Source organism: Parageobacillus toebii NBRC 107807, from assembly GCF_003688615.2.
Lineage (GTDB): Bacteria > Bacillota > Bacilli > Bacillales > Anoxybacillaceae > Parageobacillus_B > Parageobacillus_B toebii.
Window position 1 is genome coordinate 3236502 of record NZ_CP049703.1, and the last position, 19036, is coordinate 3255537.

The 19036-nt window shown below is 41.3% G+C and carries 22 protein-coding genes and 1 pseudogene; 7 read left to right on the forward strand and 16 right to left on the reverse strand.

Features of this window, described 5'->3' with window-relative positions; translation table 11 throughout:
- Positions 1 to 129 precede the first annotated feature (129 nt).
- Positions 130 to 1086, reverse strand: coding sequence for an ROK family glucokinase (locus tag DER53_RS16685; RefSeq protein WP_062752906.1), 957 nt, complete (start codon positions 1084 to 1086; stop codon positions 130 to 132).
- Positions 1083 to 1304, reverse strand: coding sequence for a YqgQ family protein (locus DER53_RS16690; RefSeq protein ID WP_015864491.1), 222 nt, complete (start codon positions 1302 to 1304; stop codon positions 1083 to 1085). Before DER53_RS16690 ends, DER53_RS16685 begins: the two co-directional genes overlap by 4 nt.
- A 169-nt stretch (positions 1305 to 1473) precedes the next feature.
- On the opposite strand from DER53_RS16690, the gene DER53_RS16695 reads away from it, so the two are divergent.
- Positions 1474 to 2346 (forward strand): hypothetical protein, encoded by an 873-nt coding sequence (locus DER53_RS16695; RefSeq protein WP_062752908.1) that lies wholly within the window; start codon positions 1474 to 1476, stop codon positions 2344 to 2346.
- Here DER53_RS16695 and DER53_RS16700 read toward each other — a convergent pair.
- The 5 genes and pseudogenes from DER53_RS16700 to rpmG form a co-directional block, all read right to left on the reverse strand.
- Positions 2343 to 3512, reverse strand: coding sequence for a rhomboid family intramembrane serine protease (locus DER53_RS16700; protein WP_015864493.1), 1170 nt, complete (start codon positions 3510 to 3512; stop codon positions 2343 to 2345). The genes DER53_RS16695 and DER53_RS16700 overlap by 4 nt on opposite strands.
- 194 nt (positions 3513 to 3706) lie before the next feature.
- Complete coding sequence (locus DER53_RS16705) at positions 3707 to 3883, reverse strand: hypothetical protein (RefSeq protein ID WP_015864494.1); 177 nt, start codon at positions 3881 to 3883, stop codon at positions 3707 to 3709.
- Positions 3884 to 3999: 116 nt separating this feature from the next.
- Positions 4000 to 4779: a DUF92 domain-containing protein gene (locus tag DER53_RS16710; RefSeq protein WP_062752910.1), complete on the reverse strand. Its 780-nt coding sequence runs from the start codon at positions 4777 to 4779 to the stop codon at positions 4000 to 4002.
- Positions 4772 to 5342, reverse strand: a pseudogene (locus tag DER53_RS16715) (5-formyltetrahydrofolate cyclo-ligase). The gene DER53_RS16710 and the pseudogene DER53_RS16715 overlap by 8 nt, the downstream one beginning before the upstream one ends.
- Positions 5343 to 5428: 86 nt before the next feature.
- Positions 5429 to 5578 (reverse strand): 50S ribosomal protein L33, encoded by a 150-nt coding sequence (gene rpmG / locus DER53_RS16720; protein WP_015864497.1) that lies wholly within the window; start codon positions 5576 to 5578, stop codon positions 5429 to 5431.
- A 161-nt stretch (positions 5579 to 5739) separates the two neighbouring features.
- Here rpmG and DER53_RS16725 point away from each other — a divergent pair, with 161 nt between their 5' ends.
- Positions 5740 to 6093 (forward strand): hypothetical protein, encoded by a 354-nt coding sequence (locus tag DER53_RS16725; RefSeq protein WP_373467248.1) that lies wholly within the window; start codon positions 5740 to 5742, stop codon positions 6091 to 6093.
- Complete coding sequence (locus tag DER53_RS16730; RefSeq protein ID WP_015864499.1) at positions 6090 to 6539, forward strand: endolytic transglycosylase MltG; 450 nt, start codon at positions 6090 to 6092, stop codon at positions 6537 to 6539. Before DER53_RS16725 ends, DER53_RS16730 begins: the two co-directional genes overlap by 4 nt.
- Before the next feature lie 47 nt (positions 6540 to 6586).
- On the opposite strand, the gene pstB is transcribed toward DER53_RS16730, so the two are convergent.
- The 4 genes from pstB to sodA form a co-directional block, all read right to left on the reverse strand.
- The gene (gene pstB / locus DER53_RS16735; RefSeq protein WP_062752914.1) at positions 6587 to 7399 is read right to left on the reverse strand and encodes a phosphate ABC transporter ATP-binding protein PstB; all 813 of its coding nucleotides are present in this window, start codon (positions 7397 to 7399) and stop codon (positions 6587 to 6589) included.
- Between the two features lie 228 nt (positions 7400 to 7627).
- The gene (locus DER53_RS16740; protein ID WP_062752916.1) at positions 7628 to 9757 is read right to left on the reverse strand and encodes a peptidoglycan D,D-transpeptidase FtsI family protein; all 2130 of its coding nucleotides are present in this window, start codon (positions 9755 to 9757) and stop codon (positions 7628 to 7630) included.
- A 92-nt stretch (positions 9758 to 9849) separates the two neighbouring features.
- Positions 9850 to 11136, reverse strand: coding sequence for an MFS transporter (locus tag DER53_RS16745; protein WP_062752917.1), 1287 nt, complete (start codon positions 11134 to 11136; stop codon positions 9850 to 9852).
- Between the two features lie 156 nt (positions 11137 to 11292).
- Entirely contained in the window at positions 11293 to 11907 is a 615-nt protein-coding gene (gene sodA / locus DER53_RS16750; protein WP_062752919.1) for a superoxide dismutase SodA, read from the reverse strand.
- 231 nt (positions 11908 to 12138) lie between these two features.
- Between sodA and DER53_RS16755 the strand changes: the two genes are divergently transcribed.
- Positions 12139 to 12915 (forward strand): DUF1189 domain-containing protein, encoded by a 777-nt coding sequence (locus tag DER53_RS16755; RefSeq protein WP_062752921.1) that lies wholly within the window; start codon positions 12139 to 12141, stop codon positions 12913 to 12915.
- Between the two features lie 28 nt (positions 12916 to 12943).
- Here DER53_RS16755 and pstA read toward each other — a convergent pair whose 3' ends face one another.
- The 3 genes from pstA to DER53_RS16770 are packed head-to-tail and all read right to left on the reverse strand — an operon-like array spanning position 12944 to position 15707.
- Positions 12944 to 13858 carry a phosphate ABC transporter permease PstA gene (gene pstA, locus DER53_RS16760; RefSeq protein ID WP_062752923.1) on the reverse strand — a complete coding sequence of 305 codons (915 nt, stop codon included), beginning with the start codon at positions 13856 to 13858 and terminating at the stop codon, positions 12944 to 12946.
- 1 nt (position 13859) lies between these two features.
- Entirely contained in the window at positions 13860 to 14750 is an 891-nt protein-coding gene (pstC, locus tag DER53_RS16765) for a phosphate ABC transporter permease subunit PstC (protein WP_062752925.1), read from the reverse strand.
- Positions 14751 to 14810: 60 nt separating this feature from the next.
- Positions 14811 to 15707 (reverse strand): phosphate ABC transporter substrate-binding protein PstS family protein, encoded by an 897-nt coding sequence (locus tag DER53_RS16770; protein ID WP_015864507.1) that lies wholly within the window; start codon positions 15705 to 15707, stop codon positions 14811 to 14813.
- A gap of 176 nt (positions 15708 to 15883) precedes the next feature.
- On the opposite strand from DER53_RS16770, the gene DER53_RS16775 reads away from it, so the two are divergent.
- Both DER53_RS16775 and ispG read left to right on the forward strand, forming a co-directional pair.
- A complete protein-coding gene (locus DER53_RS16775; RefSeq protein WP_062752927.1) occupies positions 15884 to 16213 on the forward strand; it encodes a LysM peptidoglycan-binding domain-containing protein in 330 nt (109 codons plus the stop codon).
- 89 nt (positions 16214 to 16302) lie between these two features.
- Positions 16303 to 17394: a flavodoxin-dependent (E)-4-hydroxy-3-methylbut-2-enyl-diphosphate synthase gene (gene ispG / locus DER53_RS16780; protein WP_062752928.1), complete on the forward strand. Its 1092-nt coding sequence runs from the start codon at positions 16303 to 16305 to the stop codon at positions 17392 to 17394.
- Between the two features lie 25 nt (positions 17395 to 17419).
- On the opposite strand, the gene DER53_RS16785 is transcribed toward ispG, so the two are convergent.
- Positions 17420 to 17767: a membrane protein gene (locus tag DER53_RS16785; protein ID WP_015864510.1), complete on the reverse strand. Its 348-nt coding sequence runs from the start codon at positions 17765 to 17767 to the stop codon at positions 17420 to 17422.
- 260 nt (positions 17768 to 18027) lie between these two features.
- On the opposite strand from DER53_RS16785, the gene DER53_RS16790 reads away from it, so the two are divergent.
- Positions 18028 to 18588 (forward strand): nucleotidase, encoded by a 561-nt coding sequence (locus DER53_RS16790; RefSeq protein ID WP_015864511.1) that lies wholly within the window; start codon positions 18028 to 18030, stop codon positions 18586 to 18588.
- 22 nt (positions 18589 to 18610) lie between these two features.
- Here the strand turns inward: DER53_RS16790 and zur are convergent, their stop codons facing one another.
- On the reverse strand, positions 18611 to 19036 hold the full coding sequence (zur, locus tag DER53_RS16795; RefSeq protein ID WP_062752930.1) for a zinc uptake transcriptional repressor Zur: 426 nt from the start codon (positions 19034 to 19036) through the stop codon (positions 18611 to 18613).

Sequence of the window (19036 nt, forward strand, 5' to 3'; positions counted from 1 at the left end):
GGTCTCTCCTTCCTAGATGTTCTACCTTCAACATATGAGCATCAGGTGTAGAAAATGAAAAATAAAAAACGATTCATCGGCAGATGCCCTTTCGATGAATCGTTTACCTCTTGCATATTCACTTTGTAATCAAACAGACAGTGACATTTTTGCCAACCATGCACCGCCAATTACTCCCGCATCATTGCCAAGCGTCGCCAATACAATCGTGGCTCCCTCCGCGACACGCGGAAACGCAAAACGACGGAAATAAGTACTGACACGTTCTACTAATATATTACCTGCTTTTGACACACCGCCGCCAATAACGATTTTTTCCGGATTTGACACATTCGCTGCATTCGCCAATGCCAGTCCGAGGTAAAACATCACATCATCCACAACCTCGAGCGCTAGTTCGTCATTCGCTCTCGCCGCGTCAAATACCGCTTTGGCAGTTACGGTTTCATCGCGAAGCAAAGTCGGTTTATCCCAATGTGATAATTTTTCTTTTGCGATTCTTACAATTCCCGTGGCAGAAGCAATCGTTTCCAAACAGCCGGTTTTACCACAATTACACGGCGCACCGCCTTTTGGAAGCATTGTCATGTGGCCGATTTCTCCACCGGCACCGTTTACGCCGTGCACAATTCGACCATTGGCAATAACCCCACCTCCGACACCGGTACCAAGTGTGACACAAATAAGGTCGCGCGCGCCACTTCCAGCTCCTTTCCACATTTCCCCGAGGGCGGCAATATTCGCATCATTGTCCACCGCTACAGGAAGGGATGTTTCTCGCTCAAGCCGCTCTTTTAATGGGTAATTTTTCCACCCTAAATTCACCGCTTCATAAAGCATCCCTGTTTCCATATGCACCGGTCCCGGCGCGCCGATCCCAATGGCTAAAAGCCGATCTTTGCTTTCTCCAAGGTGATGTAACGTCTCCTCTAGCGATTGTGATATATGCTTTACAATGTTTTCCCCTTTGTTCGAAATATCGGTATCGATCTCCCATTTATGTACGATATCACCATCTGTTGTCACAAACGCCATTTTAGTCGTCGTTCCGCCTAAATCCACTCCAACAAGCCATTTTTCCGTCATGTTTCGTCATTCCTTTTCATTCGTTTTTCTCTTTCGAGTTGCGCCTCATGTCTTAATATAAAAAGCGCCATTTGATAATCTTTCACATCAATCAGCTGCGACTGGTATAGTTCTTTTAATTCTTCCTCCATCAGCTCTAAATCTGCTAAACGATCCCCTACATATATAATCGTTCCAAACTGTTTTAAAAGTTGCTGCACATCGTATACCGTTTTCATTGTTTCACCTGCACATTTTTTACTCAATATAAATGTATAAAGAAACGTCCATTTTCGTCAAGAAAGGAAAAAACTTGAACGCATCATGGACAATGGAAAACAAATTCATACATCTTTTCCCCTTTACGTGCATATATTGGTGACAAACTTGTCCGTGTAGGGGGCTATTATGAGAAAATTAGTTCCAATCACAATGATTATAGTAGCGTTTTTATGCATTATTTCATTGTTTCCATTTTCCTTCCATCGACCAACGAAAGAAACGATCATCTTTTTCCCGATTAATCCGCACGTAAAGTTTCATGATGCAAAAACAAAGCTTCAATTGCAGCCGCGAAAACGGGAAGGAAAGTATTCATTGCTTTGGTCAACATCGTCTTCATTAGACCGGAACGCTTACTTGCGTCAAGATATTTCCTTGCTTTTTGCAGATGGGCGTCTTGTTGATCGTCTGTCAAAATGGAAGAATAATGTCCAAACATTAGTGCAGGAAAAAAAAGTGACAGCAAAAGATAGCCATCTTTTTCAAACGATTTCTTTTCACCATGGAGAACTTCATGAAGGAAATGCAATAACAAGCAGCCAAACAATGACAAGCGATTACTTGTACGTGATCGATTCTCCGTACAGCCCGCTTGCTTCCTTTCACCGTGCAACAACAAGGGATGAAAAAGAGTGGCAAAAAGTATTAAACAAAACGACAAACGAATTTCTTCAGCAGAAAGCACAATCGCTCTTATCTCACTTCTCTATAAACAGCCAACAATATTATTCATTCTATTTGCCTGATTTAATTATTTACAATGAACAACCTTTGCCTGACCTTTCTATGGAAAAAACGCAAGAAATACTTGGGAAACTTTGGGAAGGAATATATAAATCTTATTTTCTCGGCATAAAAAAAGAGGATGGATCCATCCTCTCGCCAATCGGCAGTACAATACCGCTTATTTTAATAAGCAAAGATTATTCCCACTTAATGGTTCTCACTGAGACAAAAGATGGAGAAAAAATTCAGCTGATCCAGCAAATTTCCAGTTAGAATCCGATATATAAACCTAAGGCGGCAGCGCTCACCGTCACTAGCAATGTTCGCACTTGCCGCTTCCAATCAAGATGGTTTGGCAAATGGACAATACCCGAAGCGAGAAATCCGCCAATTAATCCGCCAATATGCCCGGCATTATCAATTCCAGGCACCATTATCCCAAATAACAGGTTGATAATAATCAAACCGATAATATTGGTTCCGATCGTTTGGAAAAATAGATGCCGATATACAGTGCCAAAATAAAGAAGCGCTCCGAATAAACCAAAAATGGCGCCTGATGCTCCTGCGGAAAGAGAAGTAGTAAATAAAAAACTGCCCAGCGTCCCAAAAAACCCCGCAATAAGATAGATAAAGAAAAAGCGCCACGATCCGTAAAGACGTTCGACCGTCATACCCAAATAGTAAAGGGCGAACGTATTCATCAATAAATGCAAAAAGCCAATGTGCAAAAAAATCGGTGTAAAAAAGCGCCACCACTCCCCTTCTTGAATAAGGGGATTAAATTTTGCGCCATATTGGATCAAAACCGCCGGATTCGTGCTGCCTCCACTCCATTCCATTAACAGAAAGACGAGCACTTGCAATGCGATAAAAATATATGTAAAAACAGGCTTCCCGTATTCAAACAATCGTCTTTCTCTTTCATGCTGTTCTCTCGCTTCCCGTAAAATATCCTGCTTCAGCCGCTCCGCTTCAAAAAATGGATCAATATCATTCACTACTGTCGGAAGGACAATAGGTGTTTGGACAATTTCCGTTAACTGTTGCAATGACATATTTACGTTTCCGGAATGAATAAGAAATGTTCGAAAAACAGCATTTCGCTTTTGTGAAAGCGGCAGCGGCTTCTCGATAAGAAACTCCCAATCGTCAACAGGAGGGTATGTGGAAACATAAATATTGACAATTTCCCTGAATCTTCTTATCCGCCGTTTTTGAATTTGTTCGGCAATGCGCCAAGCATATTCCATATCCCGCTTCAACCATTGGCTCCAATCGATGTCATAACGCACAACCCGAACAATAGGAACGTGTTTATTTTCAAGCGACTCCAGCCAAATTTCATGTGAATGATTGGACAGCTGAATTATACGATAACGCTGTTTTATAAAAAAATAAACAAGCTGCCAAAATAATAATTCCATTTTTCCATTCAAAGTCCCCTCTCCCTTCGTTCCACAAAATCAAACTCCCTATAATTCCTTTTGGCTACAAAACCATTGGAATGCACGAAACTATGACTTCGTTTCGAAAAAATATCGCAAAACAATGGGAAATGGCAGCACGAAATGTCCGCTCATAGCCAATATGTCTTGAGATTAAAACATCCCACTGTTTCATTGTACCACACTTATCGAAATACTTGAGAAATGATTGTATTGCGGACAAGCGGGATATTCATTGCAAAGCGTACAAGCCATTGTTGTAAAAGGCGAACACGCAATATAGTGTTCACAATCCGGTAGCGGCAGCGATACACCACTATACTACCTATAAACATCAACACGAAATAAACAAATTTGTTCATATTCTCTTTCTCCTTCCTTACAAAAATTCCTCTTTATTGTTTTTTCCCATTCGCTTGTAAATTATGAAATCACTATAAAATAGCAAAAAACGGGCCATAAAATGGACCGTTTTTGATCATTTGCCAAGATAAATAACAAAAACATAAATAATCGTAGAACATGCAATCGATAAAACATTTACAACATCATTGTTTACAAAGCGGCTCCCTTTTATGTGCACGGTTTTTTGCCCGCAATGTTCCTTTCGTTCTGTTTCGAGACCGCATACCGGACAGCGATAAACAGTCTGCCAAGCCGCGCCGAACAATGTATCAAAAAAACTGCCGAGCCATCCAAAAAACGCTACCGTCATAATGGAAATGTTGTCCCATTGAAAAGCACTTGCAAAGCCGATAAAAGCAGCTCCCAAAAAAGCGGCAATCGTACCTAATAACGTTACCGCGCCCGATGTTCCGACTTCCGCTTTTTTGAAATTCGGCAATAACCTCGGAGCTTGCCGGCTTAAACTGCCGATTTCCGATGCCCACGTATCCGCGTTTGCAGCGGCGATGGAAATAATAAAGAGGTTAAGCCAAAGCGGCGATGGATTCAAAATGGAAAGAAAACTGATCAGTGCGGGAACTCCCCCGTTTGCAAATACTTGTATATAGTCGCGACATTCTCCTTTTTCTACTTTCTCCATCAGTTGCTGTTTTCTCTTTTTGCCAATCTTACTCCAGATGCTAGAACTAACGAAAAATATACCTAATAATATCATTCCTTTCCAGGAAAACCCTTTTCCAACGATTGTTCCAACAAGCACTGCTGCTATTGCTCCGGAAATGGAAAGGGAACGAATAAAATAGCCGCCAATCGCCACAATAGCGGAAGCAAATACGTATAACCATTCATTCATTACATCTTATAACTCCTTCGTTTGTAATAATCAATTGAACAGGGATGTCATGTTCTTCTACAGGAAGAGAGTCCATCACTTGAAATGAATAAGCTAATGAAATCGTTGGAACGGATACATGCCGCAAATAGCGGTCATAATACCCCCCTCCATATCCAATGCGATAGCCATTTTTTTGAAAAACATATTCCAGGAACGACCATTATATCCATATCATTTCCTTCGACTTCGTCCGTGATCTTTTCAATCGGCTCCCACAGGCCAAAATAAGCAGACTCCAATTGAGAAAAAGATTGAATTTTCCGAAACACCATCGTTTTTGTTGCCGGATCGCATTTCGGTACGCCCACCGTTTTGCCTTCACGCCATGCTCGTTCAATAATTGGTTTTGTGTCCACTTCTTTTTCCTTGGAAATAGTAATGCCGATTGTTTTTGCGCTTTTCCATAACGGAAGCCTATACAATCTATCCGCGATTTGTTTATCATATGCTTGTTTTTCTTCATCGGTTAATTGTTGCAATTTTGCTTTTATCATCTTGCGAATTTGCTTCTTTTCCTCCATCTCCTTTTCCTCCTTCACCGGCATCCATCCGCCTAGTAAATGAAACAGAAAAAGACAAAAAGCAGCAGGAATCAATTTCCTACTGCTTACTTCGTTTCACGATGAGGTACCGCCTTTTTGCATCTTGGGCAATATTTTTTTAATTCGAGACGGTCAGGATTATTGCGTTTATTTTTCGATGTAATATAGTTACGTTCACCGCATTCTGTGCAAGCTAGTGTAACGTTAACACGCATGTTTCTTCCCTCCAAACTATAATAACTTATAATCAGACTTTTCTATGATAGCATTTTTTTATGTCGATTTCCACATCTAATTTACGCTTTTTACAAATTATCAATTAAGTATTTATCGAAAAAACAAACCTATGATATAGTGAAATGGGGTGATGAGCATAATGGAATACATCATGATAGGCCTTATCGTCTTCTCTATTTTTCTTTTTTTTATTTCTTTTCTCGCAAAAGACAATATAAAACAAATGGAAGAACAGCTTGATCATCTTACACTATCATTCGCACAAGAATCATATCAATTGAAAAAACGATTGCAAGTATTAGAAGAAGAATTGTTAATTCATCATGAAAATCCGACGCATATCGCTTCGGCTCATGACAGCGATCGATCCACTTTAACCAAAAATCGTGTATTTACGCTCTATAAGCAAGGTCTTTCTTATGAACAAATCGCCCGCGAAACCGCCCTTACAACAGAAGAAGTGCGCATGATTTTAAGGGGACTGGCACGATGATGACGAAGCAGACAATACGCGCGATTGCTCTTGGAATGTTATTTGCCACTTCCGTAATCGGCGCTGCTTACTACATGGAATTCGACACATTGACAGCGACAAAACTTCATGACGCACTGAAAAAAGAAGGGCTGATTGCAATCAGTGAATCAGAATATAAAAGGTTAAAAGAAGCAGCTAAACAGGATAATCCTGCTTCTGTTTCCGACCATCCACCTTCATCCAAAACCATATATGTTTACTTTCTTACGATTCAAAAAGGCGAAGTGCCAAACGACTTCGCACAAAAGTTAGAAGATGCTCATATTATTTCCGATGCTAACGCATTTGTAACCTATTTAGAAACACATGGGCTGACTCGCTACGTTCGCGCCGGCACTTACAAAGTACATAGCGGTATGAGTTACGAAGAAATAGGCGATCTAATCACGAACAAATCCAAATAAAAATGGGGTTACTCCCTAAAACAAGGGAATAACCCCATTTTCGATTTTTATCCAAATCGTCCTGTAATATAATCTTCTGTTCGTTTATCTCTCGGATTCGAAAACAATTGGTGCGTATCTCCAAATTCGATGACTTCCCCGTTTAGGAAAAATGCCGTTTTATCCGAAATACGCGCCGCTTGCTGCATATTATGAGTAACGATAATAATGCTATAGTTTTCTTTCAGCTGTTGCATCAATTCTTCAATTTTCGCCGTTGACACTGGGTCCAATGCGGAAGTAGGCTCATCCATCAAAATAACATCCGGCTCAACCGCTAAACAGCGAGCGATGCATAGCCGTTGTTGCTGTCCTCCCGAAAGCATATGCGCATGCTCATGAAGGCGATCTTTTACTTCATCCCAAAGCGCTGCGGCACGTAAACTTTTCTCGACAATGTCGTCTAACACGCTTTTATTTCGTATTCCATGAATGCGTGGACCGTAAGCAACATTATCATAAATGGATTTAGGGAACGGGTTTGGTTTTTGGAAAACCATTCCGACGCTCGCGCGCAATTCTTCAACATGGTAAGAACGATCAAAAATATTGCGGCCGCGATAGCTGATTTCCCCAGTAATGCGGACATTTGGCGATAATTCAATCATTCGGTTTAACGTTTTAATGTAAGTGGATTTGCCGCAACCAGATGGACCGATAATTGCCGTAATTTCGTTTTCATAAAAAGATAAGTTAATACTTTTTAAAGCGTGATGCTCTCCGTACCATACGTTTAGTTGGTTTGTATGATATACCATCTCCTTTTTCGCGGTTTCTCTTATATTCATATGAGGCCGTTCCATTATTACTGTTACACCCATAAATGTCTCCCCTTTTATTTTGCTATAAAAAGGTAAAACCCGCCTTTAATTCACTATCGTTTTCACTAAAAACGTTTCTATCGCTCACTTATTTTCACTAAACCTCTAAACTTAGGATACACCGGAACTATTAACGGCATTTTAATTAAATGTTAAGCTTTTGTTAAGGAAAATTTAAAAAAAGAAGGCACCATACGAAACAGTGCCTTCTTTTCCTATTCATTGTTGTTATTCATTTTCGCCCGTGTTTGTCTCTATATCTCCGCTTGTCGTATTGTTTGCAACATTTCCTTTTGCTCTCTCAGCCTTTAGCTTAAAATACGTATCTAAGATTCGTCTTCCGATTCTATTGTTAATGCCGTCGCTCTGTCCTTGCGTCGCCCAAGGAACGACAACAGCAAATGCAACTTCCGGATCGTTATAAGGAGCATATCCGACTAATGTCAAATTATATGTTGGATCATTTCGTCTGCTTTGGATCGGTCCGTCATAGAAAGCTTCCGCTGTTCCTGTTTTTCCGGCCGGCTTATATGGTGCATCGGCAAAAAACGCATACGCTGTTCCTTTCGGCTCCTGCATCACCCGGCGGAATCCTTCCTGCACCCGTTTAATATACTCCGTCTTCATATCGATCCGGTTCAATACAACCGGTTCAAAGTGTTGGACAATCGGCCCCAATTCCTTTGCGTTATCCGTCGGCTTGCGAATCTCTTTAACAATTTGCGGCTTCATCCGATAGCCGCCGTTGGCAATCGTTGATACATATTGCGCCATTTGCAGCGGGGTGTACATATCGTATTGGCCAATGGAAAGGTCTAGCAATAACCCGGCTCTCGTTTCTTTTCCCTGAAAACCGCTAAGCTCATTTGGCAAATCAATTCCTGTCTTCATTCCTAGCCCGAATTGGCTAAAATACTTGCGAATGGTCGTGAACGCTTCAGGATTAATGCTTAATGACCGGTGTGGACGATACTTCCCGCCGCCGATGGCGATCACCGTTTTAAACATATATACGTTCGAGGAACGCTGCAGCGCGGTCAACTCATTGATCGTCCCCATCGTCTGCCACGATTTTTTAACGGGCGTGCCTTTGATATATAATGGTTCGTCATGGATGTAAGTATTTGGACGCAATACTCCTGTTTGAAAGCCCGTCAGCACCGTCGCACCCTTTACTGCCGATCCCATGGCATAAGCCGAGGTGATGTTGCCAATAGCAAAATCAACAAATTGCCTTTTTCCGCTTTCATCCTTTGCAAGCAGCTTTCCAGCCATGGATAAAACTTCTCCCGTTTTCGGGTCCATCATCACCACAAACGCCCGATCAAGCAAAGGGGAATTTCCCTTTCGCTTTGTAGCCATGATTTCTTCTTCAATGATTTTTTCCACTTGCTTCTGAAGTTCGATGTCGATCGTCAGTACAAGATCCTTCCCGCGCTCTCCGTCATATATTTGCTCTATCGAAGTCACATTGCCGGACTTGTCGACGACATTTTTGATTTTTGCCTTTTTGCCGTGCAATACACCTTCAAATTGCGCTTCAAGGTAGCTTTTCCCAACGCGTTCATTGCGGCTGTAGTCACGCGCCAAAAAATAGTCGAGCCGTTCGCGCGGAACTCCCTCATCATCTTTCGTCACATTGCCTAGTACAGAACGAAACGTATTGCCATACACATAATGTCGTTTCCAGTCAACCGTGGTATTTACCCCTGGAAGCTCCTCGAGGTGTTCGCTGACAACAGCGTACTCTCTATTCGTTACGCCCTCATTCTTCACCATTTGCGGAGTTAGCGCATATCCGCTGTCCATCTCATGTTTGATTGCGATAATTTCTAATTCTTTTTTTGTAATCTCGCGCAAATCATCTGGTGTAATTCGTTTTAATGTGAGCTCATATATTTTTTTATCGATTTCTTTTTGTGACAATCCTTGTTTTTCTAATCGTTCTCGTTCTTTTTTACTTACTTTTTTCTCTGCTTTTTCTTTTCGTGTTAAAATCCAATAATCTTTCATATCACGTTCCGTAACTTTGTCAACTGGTTTGTTGATATATTTAGCCAATTTGCGTGCAACTTCGAGCGTATCTTCCGGTTTCGTCGTTTTGGAACGCGTATATGTAATGGCATTTCTCGGAATATTATCCACAATGACGCGATGAAAACGGTCGTAAATTTTTCCGCGTGGCACTGGGGTGCTGACAATTTCATCCTCCGTACGCTCTGCCTCTTTCCGGTAATATTCCCCATAAACGATTTGTACGACACCAAGCCGTAAAATAAGTGCCGAAAACAGCAAAAACACAACAAAAAAAAGTATGTTCAATCGAAACGGCACTTGTGCTCTTTTTTTCTTTTTCAACTAGCCTCCTCCTCTTCTTTTAGCACTTACTTTTTATTGTAAAAGAAAGATGGCAACTTTTCTAGAAAAAAACCATGGGAAAAGAGGGCTGCCTACGCTGGAGAGCCCCCTTCTTCATTCGCCAACTTTGGTGAAATAAACGGATGCCTTTCTTCATTCGTTCCTCTGCCATCTAAATGAATATGTCGTACAAATAAATAAATGATGAAATGCCCTGCGCCAAGTATTAACATTAAAATCGATATTCCTGTTCTTTCGTCAAACAATGTAATCGCAGCTAAAAAAGCGAGAATGGATACGATACGCCCGCCGTTTAAAAACAACTCGCGGACAACGATATACTCAATTCGCATTTCTGCCGATTTCCAGCTTCTCCCTATCACATCAAACGTCAATGACGAATACGGAACGAGCAATAGAGGATAAGCGATGGCAATCGCAATCGCATATAAGATCAAGCGCGGATAGGAGACATGAAAAACGATAAGAAAAACAGCCCCATATAACAATAAGCCGCCACATAAAATCGCTTTTTTTCGATATTTCCGTTTCATCAACCTGGAAACAATATAGTAGGCAATAAATGATGTCAGCGAGTTCACGAAGCCAAATTTTCCTAATGCCATCTCACTTTTCGAAGTGATATACACTAATACGGAAATAACGAACATAAACGTTCCTTCGCGCAACCCTTGGAAAAAATGAGCGTTCGTAATCAACCGCCAATTTTTATTATAACGCCGTTCTTTTAAAATGCGAAGAAATAAATAATTTCCTTTCGCGGGGCGTCGTTTGAGAAAAAAACTGCAAATGACAGCAATAACAAACAATCCAAGTGAAATAGAAAAGATAAACGTATATCCTTTCGTATTTGCCAATGAAGAAATAATATATCCCGCAACGATCGGGCCAATCATTCCAGCCATAGAAGTAAGAATCCCGAAAAACCCGTTAAAAAAATCGCGAGTTTCCGGTTCGGTAATTTCAAATGTCAATACATTAAAAGCAAGCCAATAAAATCCATAGCCGATACCTAAAAGCGCACCCAGCACGATCAAGTAGTTATGGGCGCGACTTCCGGCAAGCAACACGGTAATAAAAAAAATCGCCAAAAACGATACGCCTAAACGCAATACAATAATGCGGTCCACTTTTTTGGCCAATTTTCCAGCGAAAATAAACGTCAGCGGCTGCAATGTAACAACGGACAAATTGTATAGCGCTAAATCACGAAACTCTCCAGACTGTTTCCATAAATACACATTGACAAACGTATTGGAAAGCGCAACACTCAATGCATAAAAACCGCCGATGCACAGCAGCAACACTAAGTCCCGAGTAATTTGTTCTTGACCAGTAATTTTTTTGATGATTGCCATGATAAACTCCCCTTTTTCGTCTAAAGGGTAGTGTTGCAAATTTTCGTTGTTCTATGCATCGGGGACGGAAAAAGCACTTATCCCTTGCAAAAACAAAAAAAACCGGGCTAAAAGCATCCTCTACTTTTAGCCCAGTCCGTACGCTTCAGCAGCTCATTATTTCGCTTTTGCTTCGCTGTAGCGTCTTGCTACTTCGTCCCAGTTGACAATGTTCCAGAATGCGGCAATGTATTCTGGACGACGGTTTTGATATTTTAAGTAATATGCATGCTCCCAAACGTCTAAACCAAGAATTGGAGTTTTTCCTTCCATTAATGGAGAGTCTTGGTTTGGAGTGCTTGTCACTTCAAGCTCACCGTTGTTGACAACAAGCCAAGCCCAACCAGAACCGAAGCGAGTTGTAGCCGCTTTTGTAAATTCTTCTTTAAACGCAGCAAAGCTGCCAAATTTTTTGTTAATCGCATCTGCTAGTTCGCCTGTTGGCTCACCGCCGCCGTTTGGCGAAAGAATCGTCCAGAATAGAGAGTGGTTAGCATGTCCGCCGCCATTATTGCGAACTGCTGTGCGAATGCTTTCTGGAAGTGCTTCCAAATTGCTGAGCAGTTCCTCAATCGATTTGTTTTGTAAGTCCGCATGTCCTTCTAAAGCAGCATTTAAGTTTGTGACATAAGTGTTATGGTGTTTTGTGTGGTGAATGTTCATTGTTTCCTTGTCAATGTGTGGCTCTAACGCATCATAAGCATAAGGCAATTGCGGTAATTCGAAAGCCATATTAACTCCTCCTTTTTGTTTTTATGTATCCGAACGCAAAATATAGTATAACCACTGTGCGTTCGTTTAAAATTAGCTTACCAAAATTGCCACAATGTTTCAATTTATTTGCTTGTAACTCCTAGGAACAGAAACGTTCCTAGGGAGATTTTTTATACGTGCGTCTTTAGTTGAATTATCAACGCGCACAATATACAATGAACAATGGAGGACAGGAAGGATGTGTCAAGGATGAATATGTTTGTGCAGCTATGGAAAAGTTTATATTCCCCGAAAGATATCGCACGTTTTCGCTTTCAAGGAATTGGAAAAACCATTGGATATGTATTTTTGTTAACCTTTCTTTCAATCCTGCCGATGGCCTATTACTTAACCACTTCTTTTGTCGAAGGAATTCGTAATACAAGCGCTCTTTTACAAAATGAACTCCCTTCGTTTACGATTGAAAACGGTCAATTGCATTCTTCTGCAAAAGAGCCCATTCATATTGATCAGCACGGCTTTACCATTATTTTTGACAGCACCGGCCAAGTAACAAAAGAAGACGTAGAGCGCTTTAGCAACGCCATCGGGCTTTTAAAACACGAAGCTGTATTAGTCGCCAATCATCAACCACAATATTATAGCTATTCTACGTTTCCAGATATAAAAATAACAGACGAAGATGTCCATTCCTTTATCGAAACCATGCAGTCACTGCTGCCTGTTTTCATTCCGTTGTCGCTTCTTATTATTTATTTATTCGCAAGCGCGAGCAAATTTATTGGCATCTGTATTCTCGCCTTCTTCGGATTAATTTTGCGCAGCACTCTTGATAAAAAACTACAATATCGCCATACTTGGATTATGTCAGCATATGCCGTTACTTTATCAACAGTGTTTTTCACGGTTATGGAGGCGCTGCAAACAGTTGTGCCATATGCTCCATTTATTCATTGGTTCGTCTCGATTGCCGTGCTATTTTTGGCAATGAAAGAAGTTCCTTCCGCAAAACCGCAAAACGAATAGGCCGCTATCGGCAACGATAGTGGCCTTTTTATGCAGCGTTACTCATCTTTTTTTTGGTTCGGCGACTCCCCGAAAAATAGCGTTGCAATGCAGCGGAGGCAAAACGAGCGGTAATATTAAACAAAAGAACCATAATAACAAGTATCGCTGCGGATTTCGCCGCAATTATTTTCGCATCTGGAACAATTCCCTCTGAATTTAATTTCCAAATGTGTACGGTTAACGTTTCTGCCGGCCGAAAAACATTCAATGGGTGTGCTTTGCTCGATAAATCGGCAGCAAAGTTTAATAACGGTGTCGTTAATCCTGCGGTATAAATTAATGCGGCTGCCTCGCCAAAAATTCGCCCCGCTGCTAAAATGACCCCTGTCATGATTTGCGGAAGCGCAGCCGGAAGAATTACTTTCACTAACGTTTGCCACCGCGTCGCTCCTAACCCAAGACTAGCTTCCTTTATGCTCGAGGGAACATCTAAAATCGCATTCTCACATATACGCGTCAATCCTGGCAAGTTTAATATGGTAATCGCCAACGCGCCGCCAATTAACGTGTAGCCCCATCCTGTTAGCGTCACAAACGCCAATAATCCAAACAATCCAACGACAATCGATGGGAGAGATGCCATCGTTTCGATGCACAACCGAATAAAATTAAGCATTCTTCCTTGTTTGGCATATTCCGCCAAATAAATTCCCGCTCCTAATCCTAATGGAACAGAAATCAATAACGTAATAACAAGCATATAAAGCGAGTTAATAAGCTGAGGACCAACTCCTCCACCTGCTTGCGTATTGCTTGGTTTTCCAAACAGAAAATCTGGCTGCCAAAATCCCCAGCCTTTTGACAAAACCGTCACAAAAAAGAAGATAAGCAAACTAATGACGAAAGCAGCAATCACATAAAATATGCCCGTCCAAATTTTATCGACCACTCTCGATCTCATATTATCGTTCCCCTCTTTGTCCGATCATTCGTATAAGCACAATAAAGAAAAAGGAAATAAGCAGCAAAATCATCGCCAATGTCCACAACGCATTGTTCCAAGCAGTACCGTTTATCGTATTAGCCATATCCATCGTTAAAATTCCGGTTAATGTCGCTGTTGGGCTATATAATCCTGAAGGAAGTTTCACCGTGTTTCCGATCACCATTTGCACCGCTAATGCTTCGCCGAACGCTCTCGCTAACCCAAGGACGATGCCAGTTAAAATTCCCGTTTTTGCTGCGGGAACGATGACTCGGCTAATCGCCTGCCATCTCGTTGAACCAAGTCCGTATGACGCTTCCAAGTAAGAAAACGGAACACTGTTCAGCGCATCTGACGTGATGCTTGTGATCGTCGGTAAAATCATTACACTTAATACGATAATTCCAGCTAACAAACTAAATCCCACGCCGCCAAACCATTCACGAAGAAGCGGAACAAGAATCGTAACACCTAACCAACCGTAAACGACGGACGGAATGCCGACAAGCAGCTCCAATACTGGTTTTAATACGGACGAACCGAATTTTGGAGAAATAAAATGCATGAAAATAGCAAGAGCGATCGCAATCGGCATGCTTAACAACACCGCTCCAATCGATACAAGCGTTGACCCGACGATAAAAATAACGGCTCCATATTTCGGCTGCGAATCACTTGGCCTCCACTCTGTCGAGAACAGCATTTCCTTCAGAGAAATTCCGCTTTCCGTAAATGACTGGATTCCTTTGCCACAAATAAACGCAATAATAGAAAGAGTAGTAATAACGATCAAGAGACCACAAAAAGTTACTAGGATCCTTCCTATATATTCGTTTTTCCAATAATTGAGCTTTCTTTTCTCTTTCATTCTTCCATCACCTCATGAAGCACAAGACTGGCTAAACGATGTAGCCAGCCTTTAATGGAATTACTCTAATTCAGGCATAGGAATGTAGCCCATTTCTTTTACTTTCGGAGCAAATTCTTTGCTTTTCACGTATTCGATAAATCCGCGCACTGCATCTTTCGGCTCGCCTTTTGTAATCATGTATTCATAAGACCAGAAAGGATACTTTTCCGTTTTGATATTTTCGATCGTTGGTTCTACACCATCGATTTTTAACGTTTTTAAATCTTTCTTTTCACCGATTAAGTAGGACATCGCAACATAACTAATCGATCCCGGCGTTGAGTTAATCGCTTGTTCGACCGCGCCATTGGAATCTTGAACAGTTCCAATCGCTTCGTTTATTTTTACGTCTTTCATCACCGTTTTTTCAAAAGTAGCACGTGTTCCAGAAGAAGCAGGACGATTAATGACGTTAATTTTTTCGTCTTTTCCGCCAACATCTTTCCAGTTTGTAATTTTTCCAGAGAAAATATCTTGAATTTGTTGTACTGTTAAAGAATCAACATTGACATCTTTATTCACTACAAGGGCAAAAGCAATTCCTGCTACTTTATGATCGATAAGCTCTCCAGCTTTTGATTTATCTTCCAGCTTTTCTGCAGATGGAACATCCGAGTTTCCGATTTGTACAGCACCAGCAGCAACTTGGTTAACGCCTGTTCCGCTTCCTCCCCCTTGTACAGTAATCGAAACATCAGGGTATTTTTCCATAAATTGATTTGCTGCTTCTTCAGCAAGCGGTTGAAGAGCGGTTGATCCAGCTAACGTAATCGTTCCAGAATACGATTCTTCTTGCTTTGTTTCTGTGTTTCCGGAATTTTCCCCTGTTGTGTTATCCGATTTTCCGCACCCCGCAAGCATCCCCGTTATTAACAATGCAGCAATTCCGAATCTGATTGGTTTTTTCCGCATCATCGATTGACCCTCCCAATTATTTTCTGTTGCCCATGTACATGTTCATTGTAACGAACGAGTTTTATGCCTTTATTAAGCAAATGTTAAGTTTACGTAAAGAAGACAAGCATATTTTACATATTTTTTTCGGGACGAGCATACATAGTTACTAACAACGTTCATTGGAGGAATAATAGGTGAAAAAAGCAATCAGCGCCTTCGTCCTATGTCTCGCCATCTATATCATTTATTACGATGTAACAACAGGGACATTGATCGCTTCAACGAAAGCAACAGCACCCCCGGAACATACTGCAGACGCAAAAACAAACGTTCATATCCCGTATCAAATGGTAGCCGTCAAACCGGGAGATACGCTATTGTCCATTATGGAAAAGCTGCAAAACGGGTCGATTCCCGTTCCTATTGACAAGGCGATCACCGATTTTGAAGCATTAAATCCAGGTGAAAAAGCACAAACATTACAAATTGGAAAAAAATATAAAATACCGGTATACAAACGTTAAGCTGCGAATTTCTTGTCAAGTGACGATAAACATTGTTACAATAGTTCAGAAAGCGGCATGAACTTGTTTCTTAAAGGAGCGAATTTCTCGTGGGTGAAATTATTCATCGTTCAAAAACTCGTCCTGTTCGCGTTGGCAATTTAACAATTGGCGGAAATAACGAGGTTATTATTCAAAGCATGACAACAACAAAAACACATGATGTAGAAGCAACAGTCGCCCAAATAAAGCGGCTTGAGGAAGCGGGATGCCAAATCGTCCGCGTTGCTTGTCCAGACGAGCGAGCGGCCAACGCCATTCCAGAAATTAAAAAGCGCATTAACATTCCGCTGGTGGCGGATATTCATTTTGACTATAAGTTAGCGCTGAAAGCAATTGAAGGCGGAGTAGACAAAATTCGCATCAATCCTGGAAATATTGGACGCCGTGAAAAAGTAGAAGCGGTCGTAAAAGCAGCAAAAGAACGCGGTGTGCCGATTCGCATTGGCGTCAATGCCGGATCGTTGGAAAAACGGATTTTGGAAAAATATGGCTATCCTACCGCTGACGGCATGGTCGAAAGCGCGTTATACCATATTCGCATTTTAGAAGAACTTGATTTCCACGATATTATCGTTTCGTTAAAAGCGTCCGATGTTCGCTTGGCGATTGAAGCATATGAAAAAGCCGCACAGGCGTTTGATTATCCGCTTCATCTTGGTATTACTGAGTCGGGTACGCTTTTTGCCGGAACGGTAAAAAGCGCGGCTGGGCTCGGTGCCATTTTAAGCAAAGGAATCGGCAATACAATTCGCGTATCGCTTAGCGCCGACCCGGTCGAAGAAGTAAAAGTCGCAAAAGAAATATTAAAGGCGTTCGGATTAGCGTCCAATGCGGCTACATTAATTTCCTGCCCAACGTGCGGACGCATTGAAATTGATTTAATCAGCATCGCTAACGAGATTGAAGAATATATTTCAAAAATTAAAGCACCAATTAAAGTCGCGGTGCTCGGGTGCGCCGTCAACGGGCCTGGCGAGGCGCGCGAAGCGGATATTGGCATCGCCGGAGCACGCGGCGAAGGCTTGCTATTCCGTCATGGCAAAATCGTCCGTAAAGTTCCAGAAGAAAAGATGGTTGAAGAATTGAAAAAAGAAGTCGACAAATTAGCGGAAGAATACTTCGCAAAACAAAAAGCTTGACGCTTCATGCGCCAAGCTTTTTACATTAATCATAAAACGGCATGATGAACAGACGGACGATAATCGCTACAACCCCAATACCGATGGCCCATGCACCTAGCGTTTCCGCACCACGCCGGCGTGCGATAAAGCCGACAATAATGCCTGTTGCTCCTAATAAGACAGGCCAAATAAATAAGGAAATAATCGAAAGAGCAAGCGCTAACCAGCCTAATCCTGCTCCATTTGCTGCTTTTTCGTCCCGTTCATCATAACGGCGAACTGGTTCTGCTATTTCTGTCGCCGTTTCTTCCATAAAATCACGTTCTGGTTCTTCTTTTCCTATTGATTGCACGTAGCTTTCGTTATACGTGCGGTTGCGATCTTCAACCATGTGCTTCCCTCGCTTTCCTTAATTAAGGAGCATTAATTAGTATGAGACGGTTATGCGAAATTATAAATGTGAATATTTTCTATGGCAAAAAGCGAATAGGAAGCATTGGATTTGTCCCAAATCGCCATCCATATCTTTTCTGACAATTACTGTGAGCTTTACTTCTGTACAACGGATCATGAACACAAAATAATGCATACTTGTCCTAATGGTGCTACAATATACATGGATGTTTGGATTAAAGGAGTGCAAAAATAAATATGAAAAAGCGGCTTGGTATTGATATTGATGGGACGGTTACTTGTCCGAGTACTTTTATTCCATATTTGAACCAATCTTTTCAGAAAAATTTAACACTGAATGACATTACCCAATATAATTTAGCTCCACTGTATGATACAACGGAAGAAGAAATGGATCGATGGATGGAAAAATACGAGGCAATGATTTACGAATGTGCTCCGCTGGCGGAACATGCGCTTGAAGTCATCAATAGCTGGAAAAACAAATATGAATTATTTTATATAAGCGCCCGAGGCAGACATTTATATGATCTGACTGAACGATGGTTTCAAATAAACGGCATTCATTATCATCATATTGAATTAATTGGTTCACACGACAAAATTGAAGCGGTAAAAACATATCATATTTCCGCCTTTTTCGAAGACAAATACGACAATGCCTGCGATATTGCCGAAGAATGCAATATTCCCGTCATTTTATTTGATACGCCGTATAATCAAGGCCCCCTTCCTAAGCAAGTGATTCGCGTCAAAGACTGGTTGGAAGCAAAGCAACATATTGAACGGCTTCTATAAATGACCAAAGGGATATCTCCTTTTATGTTGAGATATCCCTTTGGCATTCCGGGCACTTCCCATATATTTCAAATTTATGATCGGATATTTCATATCCATGCAATTGCCCTGTTAAATCGTCCATCGGGCAAACCGAAATTTCTTTTGTTTTTCCACATTCTATACAAATAAAATGATGGTGATGATGAGGCGCGCTGCATGTAAAACGGAAGTGTTTTTCTCCTGATAACTCGGTCATTTCCAAAATACCAAGTCCTACAAATAGCGATAAATTGCGATAAATCGTATCAAAACTTAATCCCGGATAATCGTCCCGTAATGCTTCTAATACATCTTTGGCAGTTAAATATTTATCGGTGTTAGCAAATAGCTGCAGCATATCTTCCCGCTTGCCAGTGTGTTTAAATCCCTTTTTTTTCATTAAGCGAATTGCTTCCTCAACATTCAT